The organism is Flavobacterium frigidum (genome assembly GCF_048286735.1).
GTDB lineage: Bacteria > Bacteroidota > Bacteroidia > Flavobacteriales > Flavobacteriaceae > Flavobacterium.
The window spans coordinates 26,839-46,358 of the sequence record NZ_JBLVPU010000028.1 but is presented as its reverse complement, the minus strand read 5'-3'; the positions used below and the strand labels follow the sequence as shown (position 1 = coordinate 46,358).

Below are 19,520 nucleotides of genomic sequence, written 5' to 3'. Positions count from 1 at the left end.
ATTCATTTGGTCCTTTTTGATTTGAAACATAATTACATGAATAATGTTTTTCCAATACTAATTTTACGCATTCGAGCTTAAACGCATAATCATACTTGACTTTTCTTTCCATAAAAAATACCCCCAAATAGTGTCTAACTTTATGGGGGCAGTCTACTCGTTCGGCTTTTTTTATAGATCAAAAACTGAGGTACGCTTAGCGCGTATTAAGTCTTTTAAACGCATCCAAAAAGCAAGCGTTAAATAAACTGCAAACCATAATCCTGCGGTAACGAATGATAAATAAATAAAAAATAATCGGACGCTACTGGCTCTCATACCTAAAGTATCAGCCAAACGCGAGGAAACATGAAAACCGTGTTTTTCAAAAAAAAACTTAAGTTTTATAATTGCAGACATTTTAAAGAATTATTAATTAGGTACAAAAATACAAAATTATCCAGCTGATGCCTTTTAAACCACTACTTGTTTTTTAAGCAGTTCTATTCCTATACGGCATTCTAAACATTTACTTTTGTTACAATATTCATTTTTGAGTTGAATCAATGATTGCGAATCAAAGGCACTTTTTGAAGCAATTCCGAAAGAATTAAACTTATCAATAATAGCATTTTTTTCTGGTGATATTTCCTTTAAGAGTTGAATTAAATCCTCCGAAATTTCTTTTCCCTTACTTTTTGCATAAGCGAATTGAAGCGGAATTATCGTGTTGATAACAATTAAATCGACAAAGGATTTAGATAGTAATTTCTTTTTCTTTGGACTTTCTTTATCAAATTGATAATGATTCAGCCAATATTCAGAAACTGAAACCTGAAACAAATCATAGATACTTTTTAAAGAATTTAGCGTGTTGATTTTCGAGAATAAATTCTGCTGATTATGATATAAATTGGCCAACTGAGACAGTCGAATCGTTGGAAAATTATCGGGACGATGCTTAAAAAATTGAACTGGCTCACTACAACTTTTTTCTAGTTGATATTTATGCAATAAATAGAAATACCTGAATTTTAAATCTTTAAAATAATTATCTTCCTTTTCAGAATCCAATAATCCTGCAGTTCCAAAAACTAAAGCTTCCAGATTTTCGACCTCAAAACTTTCTTTTCTAACAATTGAAAAGGGAATATTTTGCGCGATTTCTAAAAAGATTTCACCATTCGTATTTAGTCCAAAATTCTTCGCCAAAAGACAAAACAAAACTGCTTCCCAATCGTGATTGGTTTGTTCTAATAAATCAAATATCGGTTTTGATTTTCTTTCCAAACGTTCAAAAAATAAACGTTCCTGCCAATTTTTGAATGTAAATTCATCAATTTCTTGAATTTGCTTCTCACAGAAAATCCACGATTTAGGGGAAATTAAAGATTGATAATTAGATATTGTTGCAGCATCTACATACTTTTTAAGTTCTAAAACAGGAATCTCGATATTGTTTTTTCTAAAAATTTCCGAGTCGTGTTCCCATACCACATGAAGAATTACGTTTTCGTAGGCTTCGTCTCTTTCGTGATGATGCACATACCAATCTGAAGATTTAAGATGAATTTCGACATTTCCAGCCCATTTTTGATTCCCAATGGTTATTTGAGCATTGAAAAAATCAGGACCTGCAAGCTCTAAATATTGACCAACATTAATAATTGTGATTTCCTCACCATTGAAAGTTTTCAAATTTAAGACATCAAGCTTCTTAAATTTCCACAGATAATGAAGGAAATCTTCTTTCATATTGAACATATTAGATTGAAGACTAATGTAGTAAAAAAAGGAATAACAAATTATCTAAATTAAAAATTTCAGAAAATTCTTTAGAAAAAGAGTATGGCAATTGAAAGATATAAATTTTTTTATCTCATCATATATAATTTGGCACAAGCACGAGCGTCAGATAATGCTTCGTGATGATTTAGGGCGATATTCATTTCTCGGCAACAATCACTTAATTTGGTTGGCTTTAACCCTTTGGCTTTGTAAATTTTCACGGTACATTCCCAACGGGATGCGATATTCAAATCAGCATAATCCAAACCATAAAGCGCCATTGATTTAGCAAGTACATTTCTATCAAAACTCTCATTATGAGCCACAACCACTCTATTTTTCAGGCGTTTTTGAATTTCAGGAAATACTTGTGCAAATGATTTTGCATTCACCGTATCTCGAGGATATATCCCATGAACTTGAATTGTAAAAGGAGAATATAAATTATTTGGTGGCTTAATTAAACTAACAAACTCATCTGTAATTATCCCATTTTCTACGGTAACAATACCAACGGAACATGGATGGAATGCAGTTGCAGTTTCAAAATCTATTGCAGTGAAGGTCATATTTTAGAATTTCGATAAACGAATAAAGCTGTAGACAAAAGAAAATAAATTCTTCAAATTAAAAGCCACAAATCAAATAAACGGATCCAGACTATGGAAGTTTACTTGATTTGTGGCAAAAAAAATTATTTTATCGACCCAATAATATCATATTTAGTTATTATATGGTGCTTTCCATTTTCTAATTCCACCAAAACAGCTTCATTTTCTTTAGTGAATAATTTAGACACTTCTTCAATAGTTGTTCCGTGTTTTACGATTGGAAACGGTTTACCCATTACTTCTTTAATCGGTTTGTCGGATACATCTTTATCAGCAACGTAACTTTGAAACAAGTCACTTTCGTCAACAGAACCCACAAAACCATTGATATCAATAACCGGAATTTGAGAGATTTTGTATTTACGCATTCTTTCTATTGCATGCGAAACTAACTCTTCCGTACGAACCACGATTAATGGTTTATCGATATGATCTTTTATAACATCCTCCGCTTTTGTAATTTCTTCTTCTAGAAAACCACGTTCGCGCATCCAATCATCGTTGAACATTTTACCTACGTAACGACTGCCTGAATCATGAAACAAAACAACAACAACATCTTCAGGTTTAAAATGATCCTTAAGTTGCAACAACCCTTTAATTGCTGCTCCAGCTGAATTTCCTACAAAAATACCTTCTTCAAGTGCAATTTTACGAGTATAAACCGCAGCATCTTTATCAGTTACTTTTGTAAAACCATCAATTAAAGAGAAATCAACGTTTTTTGGAAGAATATCTTCTCCAATTCCTTCTGTTATATACGAATAGATTTCATTCTCATCAAAAATTCCTGTTTCGTGGTATTTTTTAAATACCGAACCATAGGTGTCAATTCCCCAAATTTTGATATTTGGATTTCTCTCCTTTAAGTATTTGGCAACACCAGAAATTGTACCTCCAGTTCCAACTCCTACAACAAAATGAGTAATCTTACCTTCCGTTTGTTCCCAAATTTCAGGACCCGTTTGCTCGTAGTGCGCTATTGCATTTGACGGATTATCGTATTGATTTACATACCAAGAATTTGGAGTTTCATCGGCTAATCGTTTTGAAACTGAGTAATAAGATCTTGGATCCGTAGGTTCTACATCCGTAGGACAAACCACTACTTTTGCGCCAACGGCACGAAGAATATCCATTTTCTCTTTGGATTGTTTGTCTGAAATTACACAGATTAGCTTATACCCTTTAATTATGGCCACTAATGCCAATCCCATTCCGGTATTCCCTGAAGTACCCTCAATAATGGTACCGCCTGGTTTTAATCTACCATCGGCTTCAGCGTCTTCAATCATTTTTACTGCCATCCTATCCTTCACAGAATTACCTGGATTGAAAGTTTCGACTTTAGCAAGTACCAAGGCATTGACTTCTGCAGTTACTTTATTCAATTTTACTAATGGCGTATTTCCAATGGTGCCTAATATATTTTCTGCGTAGCGCATTTTATTATGAATTTAAGATTTTGATTTGTTGTAAATAATGTTGCAAAGATAGCATTTTGTTACAAAATATTCTTTCTTACAGGATTTTGCGTTCGTGATAAAAGCGGCATCCTTTGCTTGCTTTCTTTAAGCAAGGAAAGATATAGCGGATAGCACGGTAAAACGCCCTAAAAAAGCATTTTAAAATTTAAAATCTGAAAAGTTTTTAGTTAAAAAAGTTCCAAATTAGGCCAAAACGAATTGTGAAATCCCTCGATGGATTATTAGGCGATGCATAGAAATTATTTCCTGTGAATGAAGAGTTAAAATGTTCCGCTTTAAAATAAATTCGGGTCCTTTGAACCTTTGCATTTATAAAAAAATCAAAATTAGGATGATTTCTAATTTGTTTTTCATTTTGCACAAAAAACTCGCCAATTACTGGATTGTATTCATTTGCGTAATAGTTTGAGAAATAATTTAATACAATTCCTGTTTGTAAATACAATGCATTTTTAAACAAATAAATCGAATAATAAATCGAATTTCGTGATACAATTTCAGGCACATTCAAAATCTCATTTTGTTGAGTCACTTTTTGATACAATACGGCATTGTCAAGAGCAAATTTGCCAAAAACGACCTCTCTACTAATTTTTACCGAAAGGTAATTTATAGTACCATCATATTGCGAAGGAGAGACAATCTGCGTTCTGGCTTGCACTTCTGCATCACTTGATGCATCATTAAAATACAAATGATCCTTTAAAATCGAATATTGCACTTCTGCATTAACCCAAGGAGTGGTGGCGTTAGCACTTATTGAATTTATTTTTTCGTTCTTGAATTCATTTGACCAATTGTATTGTAGATAACTACTTTGATGCAGATTATAATTACTGTTGGGCAATTTATTCACATTTTGATACCTAAGTGTAAATTGAATTTCATCATTAAAATCATACCCTAATTTTGCATCAAGATTAGACAATGATTGGGCAGTGATTGATCTCGAATATAAAAAACTACCGTTCCAGTTCTTTTTTTGAACCTCATATTGACCTCCTACACTATTAATATTTTGACTAAAAGCACTTGGAATTATATTCTGATTATCGAAAATTAAGATTTGGTTATAGTAATAATTAGACCTAAAATCATCTGCAAAAAATTGAAACCTACCTAAAGTAACATTCTCATAAACAAGACCAACTTTATTATACATTTTGTTATAACGAGTTTGATCATTGATATCACTATTTTTAAAGGACTCCCCAAATCTGAATACAATTGTACTACCTACCGAAGAAGGTACCGTAGCCTGATTGTACTCAAAAAATTTATTTTCATAATTGAATTGATGTGCTAGATATAAATTGTTGCTTCCCTTTTTTGAATTTATTCTAAAATTATGATCTAGAAAAATTATTTTACCTTTCAAAAAAGACTTTGCATCAGTAAAATAAACTTCAAATCGTTGCCTATTGTCAAAATTAGGATTTTCACTTTCAAAATCATTTGTTGTAGTTATACCGCCATTTTCTTCATTTAAGATATCTTGAAACGTATAATGTGCTTTTGCGAAATAGCGTTTGTTTTTAGTATTGTAACTGGTCGTAAACCTAAAATTACCCGTACTTGATAATTGATTGAGGTATTCACCTTCAGATCGCAAACCTTTGTACGCAATTGAAAAATTAAAATTTTCAGCCGTGTTTAAAGTAATAAACGCATCTACAGATTGTCCTTTACTGATCGTTGTTTTAAAATATAATTCTGTAACTGGAGTGGCAACAGAATAATACCTAATTTGATTGGCTTCTAAAAAATTAAAATGCTTGGCTTTAAATCCAAATTCAGGATACGGATTAAACTCATTCAAACTGTATTGCAGTGTATTGTAGGTTTGTCCATCATTGGCAAACGGCAGTAAACCAAAAATATCTTTACGCAAATAATTGTGACTGTACTCTTTTTGAATAGTTAGAGAAGTATCAATATATGTTGTATCGTTTTCTACAGAAATTACTTTGTAAAGATCGATAGATGCGACTTTTTTATTTTTAAGTGTATCAACAACTCTAATTGATTTCCGTTGCTGTACACTAGTTTCATTATTTACTTGAGCAAAAAATAAAAAAGGGCATATTACTATAATATAAAAAAATAAAAGTCGCTGTTGCATGGAGGAGAGTATAAATTAAAACCTGTCATGCTACAAATGTAGATTATAAAAAAGAAGAAAAAAAAAAAAGGCTTCCTAATTAAAGGAAGCCTTAAAAGAATATTACTAATACCCACTATTTTGCGCTAGATTGGGATTATTATCCCTTTCTCTTTGAGGAATAGGAAATACAACTTTATCAGATGTTGGCGTAGATACAGCAGCACTAGGCATTCCAGCTGATCTTAAAGGAAGATTGTTTCTTAATAAATCCATTCTTCTTAAACCTTCAAAACAAAGCTCTTTTCTTCTTTCTACCAAAATATCATTTATCGAAGATATCGAAACCAACGGAGCTAAACCAGCCCTAACTCTTGTGCGATTTACATCAGACACTGGAGTTGCACCTATAGCAGAACCTGCTCTAAAATTTGCCTCAGCTCTAATTAAATACATTTCTGAAACACGTAGAACGTTGGGATCATCTTGATTACTTGTTCCATTAGGATATTTAGTTGTAAAAACAGAAGTTCTATTTTTAGCATCTACACCTGATCTTGTTAGGGTACTATAACGTAAATCACCTGGTTCAGCAGCAAAAGCAGCTATTAAATTAGTTGAGAAAGGAGTATCACCTCTACCTCCAAAAGCTGTAGGGCTGTATAATTTTGAGAATGACTCTCCAGCACCAGCATCTCCTGCAACATTTTGCACTTGAAAAATATGTTCAGTACTTGGATTGTTGTAAAAAGTATAATTAGCAGCAAGTGATATACCCGCTGTACCAATTACAGTATTAGCAGCAGCAGCAGCTTCCGGGAAGCGCTCTTGGTACAAATACAATCTAGCCAACAGCGCATTAGCCGCAGCCACACTGGCTCTAGATTTTGCAGTGTTGGTAATTGAAGTTTTTGCAAACAATAAGTCATCTTCAATAGAAGCATACACTTCTTTCAACGTATTTCTTACTGGTCTTTGAACAACACCATTATACGGTTCAAGAACTAAAGGAATAGATAAACTATTACCTGTAGGATCTTGCTTCAACTGCTTTCCAAACAATTGCGAGAGTTTGAAGTGCATTAGCGCTCTTACAAATCTTGCTTGACCAATAAAATCATTTTTTTCCGCGTCAGTAAAAGTTGAACCTGGAACGGAAGGCACATTTTTTATAATCATATTAGCTTGATTAAGCGTAAAATAATGAGCGTTCCATACATTTAAAATAGAAGTGTTATCCGACAAGGTATTAAATGTGTAAATCTCATCAAACGTAGGGAATGACCCTACAAATTCTACATTATCTGCTTGCCATTCAGACATAGTATCTGGAATACCTGACAATGTATTTGAACTCTGTAAAGTACTGTACATACCCGTTACAGCATTACCTGTTAGTGCTTCTGTAGAAAAAATGACAGATGGCAGAAGTGAATCCTCAGGAACTAATTCTAAGGAATTATCACAACTTGCTACTGCAAACACAGACAAAACTAAGAGGATGTTTTTTATATTTTTCATAATATTTAGTATTTTAGAAAGTTAATTTTACACCTAGTAAATAAGATTTTGATTGCGGTGGTGTAAAGAAAGCTTCACCTTGAACTTGATTACCAATTGAATTTGTAGTCTCCGGATCAACACCCTTTAACTCTTTCTTTTTTAAGGTATAAACATTTGTTGTAGTAGCGAAAATTCTAGCCGAGGTAAAGAATTTAGAATCCTTAAAAATAGCTGAACTTAAATTGTATCCTAAAGTAACATTATTGATCCTTAAAAAAGAACCATCTTTTAATTGAGCAGTCGATCTACGATTGAATATTGCTCTTGTTGTACTAGTCAAAGATGGAGCATATGCAATTTGACCTGGAGTAGTCCAATAATCTAAAACAGCAGTAGATTTATTAAAATCACCATTTAAATTATCTGTAAATGCCTGACCACCATCATAAATCAGGTTACCAACACTAAAGTTTGCTAAAACATTCAAATCAAAATTCTTGTAATTAAAAGTATTGGTTATACCCCCTGTAAAATCAGGATTAGCAGTTCCTACACGTACTCTATCAGAATCTGTTGGGGCTGTAGTCACGTTTCCGTTTACATCTAACCATTCTGCATTACCTGTTTGTGGATTAACACCAACATATCTAACTAAGAAAAATTCATTTATGGATGCACCTTCGATTGCTCTTTGATTTGTTAACCCAATAAATCTTTTTCCATCGGCACCAAAAGAAGCCCCTGGTAATTCTAGAACTTTATTTTTGTTGATTCCTACGTTAATAGATGTTTTCCATTTGAAATTCTTTGTATCTATATTTACAGTAGCAAGATCAAATTCTAAACCTTTATTTTCCATAGAACCTGCGTTAGCAGCAAGTACTGTAAAACCATTTGTTCCAGGAATTGGAACGTTCAAAATCAAGTCTGTAGTTTTTTTAATATATGCATCTACAGATAATCTAATTCTATTGTTAAGGAAAGCAACATCCAAACCTAAGTTAGTGGTTTTAGATTGCTCCCATCTGTATTCACTATTTTCAGGTTGAGTGTAATTAAAACCGGGAGTACCATTATACGCTCCACCAGTACCTCCAGTGTACAATGGAAAAAATGCGAAATCATTCACACGGTCATTACCAGTAGTTCCGATAGAAGCTCTTAACTTTAATTCAGAAAATAATTTTACATTACTCATGAATTCTTCATTAGCAATGTTCCAACCTCCTGATACGGCCCAAAACTCTCCATACTTTCTGTTTTCTGCAAATCTAGAAGAACCATCTCTTCTACCTGAAACCTCCACTAGATATTTAGAATCAAAATCATACGCTAATCTTGCAAAATATCCGTTTAATCTAGAGTTAAAAGTTCTAGAATCGGTTGTTGTTTTGGTAGCACCCGACAACACGTTTAACTGCAAATCTGATGCGAAACCAGTAGCTTCAACTGTTGCAGATATTATATCATTTTGCTCGTACGTTGAACCTAAAACTCCTGATACATTATGTTTTCCAAAAGCTTTCTCATAACTCAAAGTATTGGTAACAACATATTTACTTTGAAAAACAGTATTGTAGTACCCATAACCCGTAGGAGAATTGATATCTAGAGAACGCTCTTTTTGCTGCAGCGTTAATCTATCGATACCAAAATCAGCTTTGTATTTCAATCCTTTTAAAAGTTGAACTTCTCCAAATATGTTACCAAAAGCTCTTGATGTTTTAGACTCGTTAGTGTCTAATGCCTCAATAGCGACAACGTTTGGAATAAAACCAGGAAGCCTTACAAAATTACCCGTTGCATCATAAGGAGAAACCCAAGGACTTAGTAGGTAAGCAGCAGTTAATGGAGCAAAAACACTGTTTTCAGAACCTACTCTATCATTAATAACCTCACTGTACGAAAGATTACCACCAATTTTAATTCTTTCATTAACCTCTGTATTCAAAGATAATTTTGCATTCGTACTACTCAGATTATTTCCAACCATAAAACCCTGCAAGTCAGATCTTCCAAATCCAGCATAATAAGTAGTTTTATCGCTACCACCAGAAACAGAAACATTAGTTCCTCTTGAAACACCATCTCTTAGTACACCTGCTTGCCAGTCATAATCATTATTCAAAAAATTAACAGGATTGTCTCCTCTTAAAGTCTTAAATTTTCTGTACTGTGTACCATCCATCATCGACAATAAATCAGTTGCTTTGCTAACTGAAAGTGTCTGTTCGAAAGTAACTCGAGCTTGTTGATTTTTTTTACCGGTTTTAGTAGTAATTAAAATTACACCATTAGAACCTCTAGAACCATAAATAGCAGTTGCAGCAGCATCTTTCAAAACAGTTTGAGTTTCGATATCATTTGCATTGATCTCTAACAATGGGTTTAAAGCCTGCCCTCCTTGAGCATTTGTAAATAAACCATCACTCATAGGTACACCATCAATTACATATAATGGTCTACCACCTGCTGTAATAGATGCATTACCTCTAATTTTAACAACAGTAGCAGCACCAAGAACTCCAGATGATTGAACCACCTGAACACCGGCAGCTTGCCCCTGAAGCATTTGCTGTGGAGACAAAACAGTAAGATTGTCCATCGAAGCATTTTCTATTACTTTTTGTGATTGCGTTACTTTTTTTCTTTTCTGAACACCATATCCAACTACTACAACCTCGGTTAAGGCCTTAGCTTCGTCCTGCATGGTAACATTCATAGAACTTGTAGCACCTACAGTTCTAGTAATTTCATTCATTCCTACAAAAGAATAAACTAACACATCACCCGTTTTAGCTTTAATAGAATATTTACCATCAAAGCCTGTTTGCACTCCAACTTTAGTGCCTTTTACTTGAACATTTACACCAGGAACTGGTCCAGCACCATCAGAAACTGTACCCGTGATCGTTCTTTCTTGTGCAAACGCAAATTGCATGGACAAAGCCATTAGCAATGAAAAAATCCATTTGAATTTTGATCTCATATTAAATAATTTGAATTAGTTATTTGACAAAAATCCTAATAATATCTTAAAGAAACAAGACTTTTAGATAATTTAACAAAATATAATCAATAACAGATTTACATAAAAAAAACACATACTTCAATACTTTAATCTTACTACACTTATTAATGTAAGTATTTAAATATATAATCATATTTTTGTCAAAATTAATTTAATGTTAACATCCTTTTATTTAACACCAAATTTAGAAGCCGGAACTGATGAAGCGGGCCGCGGTTGTCTTGCTGGACCTGTTACTGCAGCAGCGGTGATACTTCCTGACTATTTTTTAAACAGCACACTAAACGACAGCAAACAGTTATCTGAAAAGGCACGTGAAAAACTAAGACCTATTATAGAACAACAATGCATTTCATTTGCTGTTACCCATCTTGAGCCTTTACTAATTGATGAAATAAATATTTTAAACGCCTCTGTAAAAGCAATGCAAGAATGTATATTAAAATTAGATCCTAGACCTGTCTCTATTATTGTAGACGGAAATAGTCCTTTTATAGCAAAAGGTGGCATAAAAAATCGTGGTGGTCGAATTTTTACAGCTGCTGAAATAGAAATTTTAAATTCAATACCAAATGCAAGTATTATTAAAGGAGATTCAAAATTTATGAGTATTGCTGCTGCTTCTGTATTAGCCAAGACCTATCGTGATGAATATATGAATACAATTCATGAAGAATTCCCCATGTACAATTGGAAACAGAATAAAGGGTACCCTACTAAGGAACATCGTGAGGCCATTAGAAAATATGGAGTAACAAAATACCACCGAATGACTTTCCGATTATTGCCAGAACAATATTCTTTTGATTTTTGATTGCTGATTTACGATTTTGATTTAAGATTTCTCGAATGTAGCTTCGAACAAATGAGTGAGATGTTTCAGGATTTTATCTTTCACTTCTATTTCATTTACTTTTTCGGCTCCAAGTTCCACATTCAATGAAGTTACTGCTTTGCCTCGAATGCCACACGGAATGATATTATCGAAGTAACCTAAATCGGCATTTACGTTTAATGCAAATCCGTGCATAGTTACCCAGCGGGAAGCACGAACGCCCATGGCACAAATTTTTCTGGCAAATGGCGTACCTGCTCCTAACCAAACTCCAGTTTCGCCCTCGCTCCTACCGCAAATGATTCCGTATTCTTGCAACGTAAGAATAATAGCTTCCTCCAGAAAGCGCAAGTATTTGTGAATATCCGTAAAAAAATTTTCTAAGTCTAGAATAGGATAACCCACAATTTGTCCTGGTCCGTGATAGGTGATATCACCGCCACGATTGATTTTGTAAAAAGTTGCTCCTTTGGTTTCTAGTTGCTTTTCGGATAAAAGTAAATTACTTAAATCACCGCTTTTCCCTAAGGTATATACGTGCGGATGCTCCACAAAAAGAAAATAATTTGGAGTTGGTAATTCAAGATCTTCTCTGCGATTTCGAATTTTTAAATCGACGATTCCTTTGAACAATTCTTCTTGGTATTCCCAAGTTTCCTTGTAATCTTTTGTTCCTAAATCTTGAAGTTGGATGATTTTATTCATTTGTCATTACGAGGAACGAAGCAATCTCATTTCGTTCACTTATTTTTGAAGTACAAAGGTACAAAGGTTTGAAATACGAATGTTGAATAATGAATTAGGAATTTTTAAATTATGAAAATTAAACCCCAAATTATATTTTACCAGAACAAAAAAATGGATAATTATAATCCACTTGTATAGAATTATTATTATCCATTTAATTACTAACTAACACGGCACGAAACAAACACTTAAATCGGTAGAATATGTTGTGCAAAATCTTCAAAACATTTAAAATTTATTTTTTAGCATTTATCATCTCTGGTTTCAGTAACACCTTCGTCCATCCTTTATCGCGGGCATCGAAATGCTTGTAAGCATCTGGAGCCTCGTCTAATGAAAGTTCATGCGAGACAATTAATGATGGCCTTGCTTTACCAGCAGAAATCAAGGTAGAAAGCTGACGGTTATAGGATTTGACATTTGCCTGCCCTGTTGCTATTCGCTGTCCTTTCATCCAGAATTGACCAAAATCAAAATCCATGTGGCCTTCTTTTTGTAATTCCTCTTTAGATTTAGGATCTTTAGGAACAAAGACCCCTACAACACCTATGGAACCAGTTGCTTTTACGGCCTGTACAAGTTCGTTCATGGTTACATTTGAATGTTCCTTACCATGTTTATCACAACACTGGTACCCTACACATTCGCAACCTCTGTCGGCACCCATACCGTTGGTGAGTTCCAACACTTGCTCTACTGCTGACCCTTTTGAGAAATCAATTGCAATAGCGCCCAATTCTTCTGCAAGCTTCAACCGATCAGGATGATTGTCTACCACCATAATCTTACTGGCACCTTTGATACTTGCCGAATGTGCTGCCATTAGTCCAACGGGACCTGCACCATAAATCACCACAGAGTCACCAGGTTTTACACCAGCCAATTCCGTCGCATGATATCCTGTTGGAAAAATATCCGATAACATCACATAATCATTTTCCTTCTCTACGGCATCTTCTGGCAATTTGAGGCAATTAAAATCACCATGAGGCACCCGAAGGTATTCGGCCTGACCACCGCTGTAAGGACCCATCCCCGCAAATCCATAGGCAGCACCCGCGGTTCCCGGATTCATTGTAAGACAAAAACCCGTTAAGCCGCTTTCGCAATTTTGACAATGACCGCATCCAATATTAAATGGAAGACAGACCATGTCCCCTACTTTAATCTGAGTTACGGCTTTTCCAATTTCGACTACCCTACCCATATTTTCATGTCCTAAAATTTTGCCGGCTTCCATATCGGTTCTTCCTTCGTACATGTGAAGGTCGGATCCGCAAATATTTGTCGTCGTTATTTTAACCAGTACGTCCGTCGGCTGCTCAATTTTGGCATCCGGCATTTCTACGACCCTCACATCGCGGGGACCGAAATAAACAAGTGCTTTCATAAGATCATTATTTAAATTATTTTCTATTTACCTGATTTTGAACCATTACGATTTGAAAATTTGCTCTTTATCAAATATAGATTATATATTCGCCATCGTTTTTATAGAATTATTAATGATCTTTACATAATTATTACTATTAAATCACGCTACTTCTTCATGCCTCAATAGGATTAGATTTAATTACTAGATATTTCATATTTTTTTAAATAAAGTTTTAATTGACTTCATTTGTTTCCAAAACCACCTCCAGATTGGTGCTTTCGGGATTTTGCAGACAATCTGATAAAAGAAATTGCAATTCCAGTGATTTTTTGTCTTCGCTAATTTTTGCTTTTAGATTTGAAACCGACTTTATTTTTCTAGGGAAATGGTATTTCAAAATATAAGGCTGAATGATTTTAAATTTTGAAAAGCGAGTTTTCAATCCTTCAATTTCTTCTTGCTGCTTTTTTAATTCTACTGCATCTGTAATTTTGACAATTCTTTTAAATGTAGTGCCGTCAAAAGTAAAGCTGACACTGTAATAATGTTCTTCGGCAACCAATGCGTAATTATTCTCGATGTCATCTGCGTATTCCTCGGTTTTGTATAAATCAGCTACTTCGGATATTGTAGTGAAATTTTGAGTTATAGTTGTGCGGAATTCTTTGTCGAATGAGCTTTTCTTATTGTGTACTTTTACCTTATTGAATTTTTGAAAAATGGCTTTTTCAAGTGCTGGCAATCTGGAAAACGTTTCGTAATGCTTTGCTATCAAATCCTGAAAAACGTAGGTGGTATCCTTAAAAATTTCTTCCTTAGAATATTCTTCACCCATAAGCTGCATGTAACTTTGTTCTTCACGAAGTCTACTAATTTCAATTTTTCCAGTTCCGTCTTGGTTCAAATGGATGGTTTCTGTTACTTGGCAACTGTTTAGAAAGATGAATAGAAATAACACACTATATTTTTTCATTTGAATATTTGCAAAATGATTTGGTTTCAAATATACATTATTTGTACTATTTTTCATGTTCTTTTGAAAATAAAAATTGTACCATAGCCCCGATAGCAGCGGCATCCTTTTTTTCTTGTTTTTTTTTGAACAAGAAAAAAAGATAGAGCTAATAGCGGGACAAATCGTCTTGAAAAAACGAAATATTATGCTTCAAAAAACGATACATTTTAAACTTTAAATTTAAAAACTTATATAGTATCTTTGCGCTCTTAAAATCAGCATAAAATGGCATTATCCGAACAAGAAATATTACGCAGAGAAGCACTTACCGAATTACGCAATTTAGGCATTGAGCCTTATCCCGCAGCCGAATTTATTACAACCGCGTATTCTAGCGAAATCCTAGCCGATTTTGAAAAATATGAGGGGAAAGAAGTTGTTTTAGCTGGCCGATTGATGGGAAAACGCATCATGGGAAAAGCTTCGTTTGCTGAATTGAAAGATGCTGAAGGCCGAATTCAGGTGTATGTTTCTAGAGATGATATTTCAACTGATGAGGAAAAAACAATGTATAATGTGGTTTTCAAAAAACTATTGGATATTGGCGATTTTATTGGAGTTCGCGGAACGGTTTTCAAAACGCAAGTAGGAGAAATATCGGTTCATGTTTATGGATTGACGGTTTTGGCAAAAGCCTTGAAACCGCTTCCAGTAGTAAAAACAGATGCCGATGGAAAAACCTATGATGCCTTTGCCGATCCGGAACAACGTTACCGCAGACGTTATGTAGATTTAACGGTAAACGATCACGTAAAAGAAACGTTTATTAAACGCACCAAATTATTTAATGCCATGCGTAGTTTCTTTAATGATGCGGGATATCTAGAGGTAGAAACACCTGTTTTACAGCCTATTCCTGGTGGTGCTGCGGCGCGACCTTTTATTACACATCACAATTCGCTTGATATGCCTTTGTATATGCGTATTGCGAATGAGTTGTATTTAAAAAGATTGATTGTTGGCGGATTTGATGGCGTGTATGAATTTTCGAAAAACTTCAGAAATGAAGGAATGGATCGAACGCACAACCCAGAATTTACTGCCATGGAAATATATGTAGCCTATAAAGACTACAACTGGATGATGAAATTCACGGAGAACTTACTCGAACATTGCGCTGTTAGTGTAAATGGAACGAGCGAAGCTACTTTTGGCGAACATAAAGTAGACTTTAAAGCCCCTTATGCCCGCGTAACGATGACCGATTCTATCAAGCACTTTACCGGCTTTGATATTTCTGGAAAAGATGAAACCGAACTGTTTGAAGCAGCAAGAGGTATGGGAATTGACGTGGATAAAACCATGGGAAAGGGAAAATTAATTGATGAGATTTTTGGTGCTAAATGCGAGGGCAATTATATTCAGCCCACTTTTATCACGGATTATCCAAAAGAGATGTCACCACTTTGCAAGCAACACCGCGATAATCCCGAGCTTACAGAACGTTTTGAATTAATGGTTTGTGGAAAAGAAGTAGCCAATGCCTACTCTGAATTAAACGACCCTATTGACCAAAGAGAACGATTTGAAGAGCAAATGCGTTTGTCTGAAAAAGGAGATGATGAAGCAAACGGAATTATTGATGAAGATTTCTTGAGAGCATTAGAGTACGGAATGCCACCAACTTCTGGATTAGGAATAGGAATGGATCGTTTGATGATGTATTTGACAAACAACTCCTCTATTCAGGAAGTTTTATTATTCCCTCAAATGCGACCGGAGAAAAAACAGATTAAAATTGAATTAGAAGAAGATGAGAAATTGATTGTTGTGTTATTGCAAACAAACAACAACCAAATGGAATTTGGCGCACTAAAAATGACCTCTGGATTGAGCGGTAAAAAATGGGACAAAGCCATGAAAAACTTATCTTCTTTGGGATTGACCGAAGTAGTTGATGAAGGAGATTTAAAGAGTTGTCGATTGAAAGAGTAATTTATTTTATATCAGAATATCAAAAAGGGGCTTCATAATGGAGTTCCTTTTTTTTATGCCTATTTAAGATTTAAAATACTTTCCTTATGATAAAAAATTAAACCAATAATCACAAAAGGTTAAATAAGTCATAAAATTCATACGTTAATCAATTTTAAAACTATTTTTGGAAGAACAAAAAACAAATCAATATGAAAAAAATTAGTGTATCGATCTTAGCCTTATTTGCTTTTGCCTTTGCCAATGGTCAAGCCAAAGAAGGTCAAGTATCAAAAGGAAAATGGCTTATCGAAGCCAATACTGGCTTTGGTAGAAATGTAGGAACTACCGCAATATATTTTAGTTCTTCAGACGGGATCACTTCCTATAACATTGGAGCTGAAGGAGGTTATTTTATCAAAGATAATCTGGCACTTAAATTAGGATTAGGCTACGGTGAAATAGATGGAAATGGGGAACCGATTGCCTACAAAATTGGAGCCAAATATTATTTGAAAACGATGATTCCTATCGAGCTTTCTTATAATGGAGTAGGTTTTGGTGACGCAGATGCTAATCCAACCTACCTAGGTGCGCAAATTGGTTATGCGGTATTTTTAGGGAAAAATGTAAGTATCGAACCCGGTTTACGTTATAATCTAGCTACTCACAAACAATATTACGACAACAGTTTGCAATTTAATATTGGTTTTGCTTTGCATTTTTAAAATAGTCAGTGCAAAATCATAACAAAAATAATACTAAATACTTATTGCTTTATCAAAAAAAAACCGACTCTAAAATAAAGAGTCGGTTTAATTACTAAATCAAAACTATTTCTTTGTATTAAAAACCTAAACCAACAGCCATTGCAGTAGCTTGAATATTTAAATCTCCCACTTTAGTTGCAGCTCCAGTTACCGTGTTAATAGTATAGATACCAGTAACATTGTTAACTTTTAGCAATGCAAAAGCAGTAGTACTCGTTCCACCTATATCAAATCCGCTATCAGCATCAACATTTACTCCTAAATTTCCAATAGAAACTAATGTACCGTTATTTGGGGGATCTTGACGAAATAAAGCATCCATCTGCGAATCTATTACAAATAAAGCAGTTGTTGTTGCTCCGGCAAAATTATTAGTGTATGCAGCGCCTGTCACGAATGGAGTTCCTGGATTCAAGTTCCCATCAGTAGCCACCACAGTACCCAAATCTGGGTGCAAACGTAAGTTTTGGCCTGTGTTACTCACCAATCTAATTCTATCAACTGTTGGATTAATATCAAATCCAAAAGACGTACCTGATAAAGCTGGCGTCAAACCTGTTCCAATAACAGTTAATGCACCGCTAGCTGTGTTTACAGTAAACAATCTACTTTGGTTAGAAACTGCATACAAACTTCCGTTTGCTGGTCTAAAATCGATACCAACTATCGTTTCGTTTGTTGCTAAACCTGTTAAAGCTACCGAATTATTCGTTCCATTGGTTGGGTTAAAACGCACCAACATATTTGTCGCAGTTGTAGCATAAGCAATTGGATTGGTTTTGAATGCAATACTGATTACTGACGCAGTAAATTTACCAACGTTAACCGCTTTACCAGTCATTAAATCTATAGTGAACAAACTAGAAATTGAATTACTATTTGTTACTGCAAGAGCTGTTGTATTGTCTGGCATAATATCCATATCGCCTACTCCTTCAAAATTCACTCCTAAATTACCAACTAGCTGTAACGCTCCATCATTAGGCAGATTTTGCATATATAATTTATCTTGATCAAAATCAACATCATACAACACAGTCGTTGAAGCGCCAGCCATACTATTAGTATAAGCTATTGCACCAATTTTAGCATTAGCTCCACCATTTATAACTCCATCAGTAGCTACAACGATACCAAGCTCAGGGTGTAATCTTAAGTTCTGTCCTGAATCAGTTACTAATCGTATTCTGTCTACTGTAGGATTAAAATCTACAGATGCATTGTTACTTGCAATTGTAGGAGAGAAAGAGGCAGATCCTAATGCTGTTGCTACTCCACTTTTTTCATTAATTAAATAAAGTCTACTTGAAGACCCTAGTCCGTATAATTGCCCTGTAGCAGGTCTATAATCAATACTTACAATATTTTCTGATGCTGGTAAACCAACAATTGCAGTGCTTGAAGTTGATGTAGCTAAATTTTTAGCATTGTACGTAAGAATCGTGTTATTACTTGCTAATGCTGTAAAATTTACATCTGGTGCCGTAGCCGAAGACATCATATCGCTTGTATCATCATTATTACAAGAAATTGCAGTAAGAGATAACAAGGCCAATCCCATAATGGAGGCAATTCCTAAATTGAGGGTTTTGTTTTTCATTGTTGTGTGATTTATAGTTTATTGAATTAGATACGATATAAACCTATTTTTGGTTTTAAAAGTTGTACTAAGTATCAAATTACTTTACTTCCTTCGCTGCTAATACGTTTTCAAGCTGCTCAAAACTTTGCTGCAAATGAAGTTTTAAGTTCTTAAAACGATGATTCATAGACTATGTAATCAAGACAATTAAACGATAAACTTTTGTTAACGATTAAACTTTTTAAGGGCATCATCATCTTATCTCTATAAACCTAAAAAAATACAAATGAAAAAAGTACTTATCGCCTTAGTTTTACTTGTTGGAATGACAAGCTGGGCACAAGAAAAAAAAGTAAGATCTGAAAGAGCCCAAATGGAACAAATGACCTCTGAACAAAGAAATGAGTTACACTTAAAAAAGATGACTTTAGATTTGGATTTAACAACCACTCAACAAAAAGAGATGAGCAAGATTATTGCCGAGCAAGGCACTAAAAAAGAAGCTCGAATTACAGAACGCAATGCTAACAAGGATGGAACTAAAATACAGCTCACCGCTAATGAAAAGTTTGCTAAAAAAAGTCGAATGCTAGACGAGCAAATCGTGATGAAAGAAAAAATGAAAAAAGTACTTTCTGCTGATCAATTTAAAAAATGGGAGGATATGAAAGACCAAAGAAATCATCGTATGAACAAAAGAATGGCCTACCATAAAAACCAAAAACCAACTAAAATTCATGAAAAAAAGTAGTTCATTCTCGAGACTTATTTCATCACATATC

Annotated in this window: 15 protein-coding genes; 4 read left to right on the top strand and 11 right to left on the bottom strand. The window is 34.3% G+C overall.

Going from position 1 to position 19,520, the window contains the following annotated elements; genetic code table 11:
* Positions 1–171: 171 nt before the first annotated feature.
* The 7 genes from ACNQGO_RS14200 to ACNQGO_RS14170 all read right to left on the bottom strand — a co-directional run bounded on the left by ACNQGO_RS14200 (position 172) and on the right by ACNQGO_RS14170 (position 10,458).
* Positions 172–399 (bottom strand): PspC domain-containing protein, encoded by a 228-nt coding sequence (locus ACNQGO_RS14200; protein ID WP_309757950.1) that lies wholly within the window; start codon positions 397–399, stop codon positions 172–174.
* Between the two features lie 54 nt (positions 400–453).
* The gene (locus tag ACNQGO_RS14195; RefSeq protein ID WP_417985671.1) at positions 454–1,734 is read right to left on the bottom strand and encodes a DUF2851 family protein; all 1,281 of its coding nucleotides are present in this window, start codon (positions 1,732–1,734) and stop codon (positions 454–456) included.
* 119 nt (positions 1,735–1,853) lie between these two features.
* Positions 1,854–2,336, bottom strand: coding sequence for a 3'-5' exonuclease (locus ACNQGO_RS14190; RefSeq protein ID WP_417976807.1), 483 nt, complete (start codon positions 2,334–2,336; stop codon positions 1,854–1,856).
* Between the two features lie 125 nt (positions 2,337–2,461).
* Complete coding sequence (locus ACNQGO_RS14185; protein ID WP_417985670.1) at positions 2,462–3,823, bottom strand: pyridoxal-phosphate dependent enzyme; 1,362 nt, start codon at positions 3,821–3,823, stop codon at positions 2,462–2,464.
* Between the two features lie 205 nt (positions 3,824–4,028).
* Positions 4,029–5,987: a putative porin gene (locus ACNQGO_RS14180; protein WP_417985669.1), complete on the bottom strand. Its 1,959-nt coding sequence runs from the start codon at positions 5,985–5,987 to the stop codon at positions 4,029–4,031.
* A gap of 105 nt (positions 5,988–6,092) precedes the next feature.
* Positions 6,093–7,487 carry a RagB/SusD family nutrient uptake outer membrane protein gene (locus ACNQGO_RS14175; RefSeq protein WP_417946803.1) on the bottom strand — a complete coding sequence of 465 codons (1,395 nt, stop codon included), beginning with the start codon at positions 7,485–7,487 and terminating at the stop codon, positions 6,093–6,095.
* Between the two features lie 13 nt (positions 7,488–7,500).
* The gene (locus ACNQGO_RS14170) at positions 7,501–10,458 is read right to left on the bottom strand and encodes a SusC/RagA family TonB-linked outer membrane protein (RefSeq protein ID WP_417985668.1); all 2,958 of its coding nucleotides are present in this window, start codon (positions 10,456–10,458) and stop codon (positions 7,501–7,503) included.
* 196 nt (positions 10,459–10,654) lie between these two features.
* On the opposite strand from ACNQGO_RS14170, the gene ACNQGO_RS14165 reads away from it, so the two are divergent.
* Positions 10,655–11,314: a ribonuclease HII gene (locus ACNQGO_RS14165; protein WP_417946806.1), complete on the top strand. Its 660-nt coding sequence runs from the start codon at positions 10,655–10,657 to the stop codon at positions 11,312–11,314.
* A 21-nt stretch (positions 11,315–11,335) separates the two neighbouring features.
* Here the strand turns inward: ACNQGO_RS14165 and lipB are convergent, their stop codons facing one another.
* The 3 genes from lipB to ACNQGO_RS14150 all read right to left on the bottom strand — a co-directional run bounded on the left by lipB (position 11,336) and on the right by ACNQGO_RS14150 (position 14,487).
* On the bottom strand, positions 11,336–12,040 hold the full coding sequence (lipB, locus tag ACNQGO_RS14160) for a lipoyl(octanoyl) transferase LipB (RefSeq protein ID WP_417946807.1): 705 nt from the start codon (positions 12,038–12,040) through the stop codon (positions 11,336–11,338).
* A 277-nt stretch (positions 12,041–12,317) separates the two neighbouring features.
* Positions 12,318–13,424 (bottom strand): glutathione-independent formaldehyde dehydrogenase, encoded by a 1,107-nt coding sequence (locus ACNQGO_RS14155; protein ID WP_417985673.1) that lies wholly within the window; start codon positions 13,422–13,424, stop codon positions 12,318–12,320.
* A 265-nt stretch (positions 13,425–13,689) separates the two neighbouring features.
* Positions 13,690–14,487, bottom strand: coding sequence for a hypothetical protein (locus ACNQGO_RS14150; RefSeq protein ID WP_417985667.1), 798 nt, complete (start codon positions 14,485–14,487; stop codon positions 13,690–13,692).
* Between the two features lie 210 nt (positions 14,488–14,697).
* Here ACNQGO_RS14150 and lysS point away from each other — a divergent pair, with 210 nt between their 5' ends.
* Positions 14,698–16,407, top strand: a complete 1,710-nt coding sequence (gene lysS / locus ACNQGO_RS14145) for a lysine--tRNA ligase (protein ID WP_417985666.1) — start codon at positions 14,698–14,700, stop codon at positions 16,405–16,407.
* Between the two features lie 191 nt (positions 16,408–16,598).
* Positions 16,599–17,114, top strand: coding sequence for a hypothetical protein (locus tag ACNQGO_RS14140; RefSeq protein WP_417971584.1), 516 nt, complete (start codon positions 16,599–16,601; stop codon positions 17,112–17,114).
* Positions 17,115–17,232: 118 nt separating this feature from the next.
* Here the strand turns inward: ACNQGO_RS14140 and ACNQGO_RS14135 are convergent, their stop codons facing one another.
* On the bottom strand, positions 17,233–18,756 hold the full coding sequence (locus tag ACNQGO_RS14135; protein WP_417985665.1) for a DUF4394 domain-containing protein: 1,524 nt from the start codon (positions 18,754–18,756) through the stop codon (positions 17,233–17,235).
* A 268-nt stretch (positions 18,757–19,024) separates the two neighbouring features.
* On the opposite strand from ACNQGO_RS14135, the gene ACNQGO_RS14130 reads away from it, so the two are divergent.
* A complete protein-coding gene (locus ACNQGO_RS14130; RefSeq protein WP_417971588.1) occupies positions 19,025–19,489 on the top strand; it encodes a hypothetical protein in 465 nt (154 codons plus the stop codon).
* Positions 19,490–19,520 lie beyond the last annotated feature (31 nt).

What these genes read in the sequence shown, in the direction of transcription:
- ACNQGO_RS14200 (WP_309757950.1), bottom strand. Translation starts at nt 399, where the DNA reads ATGTCTGCAATTATAAAACTTAAGTTTTTTTTTGAAAAACACGGTTTT.
- ACNQGO_RS14195 (WP_417985671.1), bottom strand. Translation starts at nt 1,734, where the DNA reads ATGAAAGAAGATTTCCTTCATTATCTGTGGAAATTTAAGAAGCTTGAT.
- ACNQGO_RS14190 (WP_417976807.1), bottom strand. Translation starts at nt 2,336, where the DNA reads ATGACCTTCACTGCAATAGATTTTGAAACTGCAACTGCATTCCATCCA.
- ACNQGO_RS14185 (WP_417985670.1), bottom strand. Translation starts at nt 3,823, where the DNA reads ATGCGCTACGCAGAAAATATATTAGGCACCATTGGAAATACGCCATTA.
- ACNQGO_RS14180 (WP_417985669.1), bottom strand. Translation starts at nt 5,987, where the DNA reads ATGCAACAGCGACTTTTATTTTTTTATATTATAGTAATATGCCCTTTT.
- ACNQGO_RS14175 (WP_417946803.1), bottom strand. Translation starts at nt 7,487, where the DNA reads ATGAAAAATATAAAAAACATCCTCTTAGTTTTGTCTGTGTTTGCAGTA.
- ACNQGO_RS14170 (WP_417985668.1), bottom strand. Translation starts at nt 10,458, where the DNA reads ATGAGATCAAAATTCAAATGGATTTTTTCATTGCTAATGGCTTTGTCC.
- ACNQGO_RS14165 (WP_417946806.1), top strand. Translation starts at nt 10,655, where the DNA reads ATGTTAACATCCTTTTATTTAACACCAAATTTAGAAGCCGGAACTGAT.
- lipB (WP_417946807.1), bottom strand. Translation starts at nt 12,040, where the DNA reads ATGAATAAAATCATCCAACTTCAAGATTTAGGAACAAAAGATTACAAG.
- ACNQGO_RS14155 (WP_417985673.1), bottom strand. Translation starts at nt 13,424, where the DNA reads ATGCCGGATGCCAAAATTGAGCAGCCGACGGACGTACTGGTTAAAATA.
- ACNQGO_RS14150 (WP_417985667.1), bottom strand. Translation starts at nt 14,487, where the DNA reads ATGAAAAATAGTACAAATAATGTATATTTGAAACCAAATCATTTTGCA.
- lysS (WP_417985666.1), top strand. Translation starts at nt 14,698, where the DNA reads ATGGCATTATCCGAACAAGAAATATTACGCAGAGAAGCACTTACCGAA.
- ACNQGO_RS14140 (WP_417971584.1), top strand. Translation starts at nt 16,599, where the DNA reads ATGAAAAAAATTAGTGTATCGATCTTAGCCTTATTTGCTTTTGCCTTT.
- ACNQGO_RS14135 (WP_417985665.1), bottom strand. Translation starts at nt 18,756, where the DNA reads ATGAAAAACAAAACCCTCAATTTAGGAATTGCCTCCATTATGGGATTG.
- ACNQGO_RS14130 (WP_417971588.1), top strand. Translation starts at nt 19,025, where the DNA reads ATGAAAAAAGTACTTATCGCCTTAGTTTTACTTGTTGGAATGACAAGC.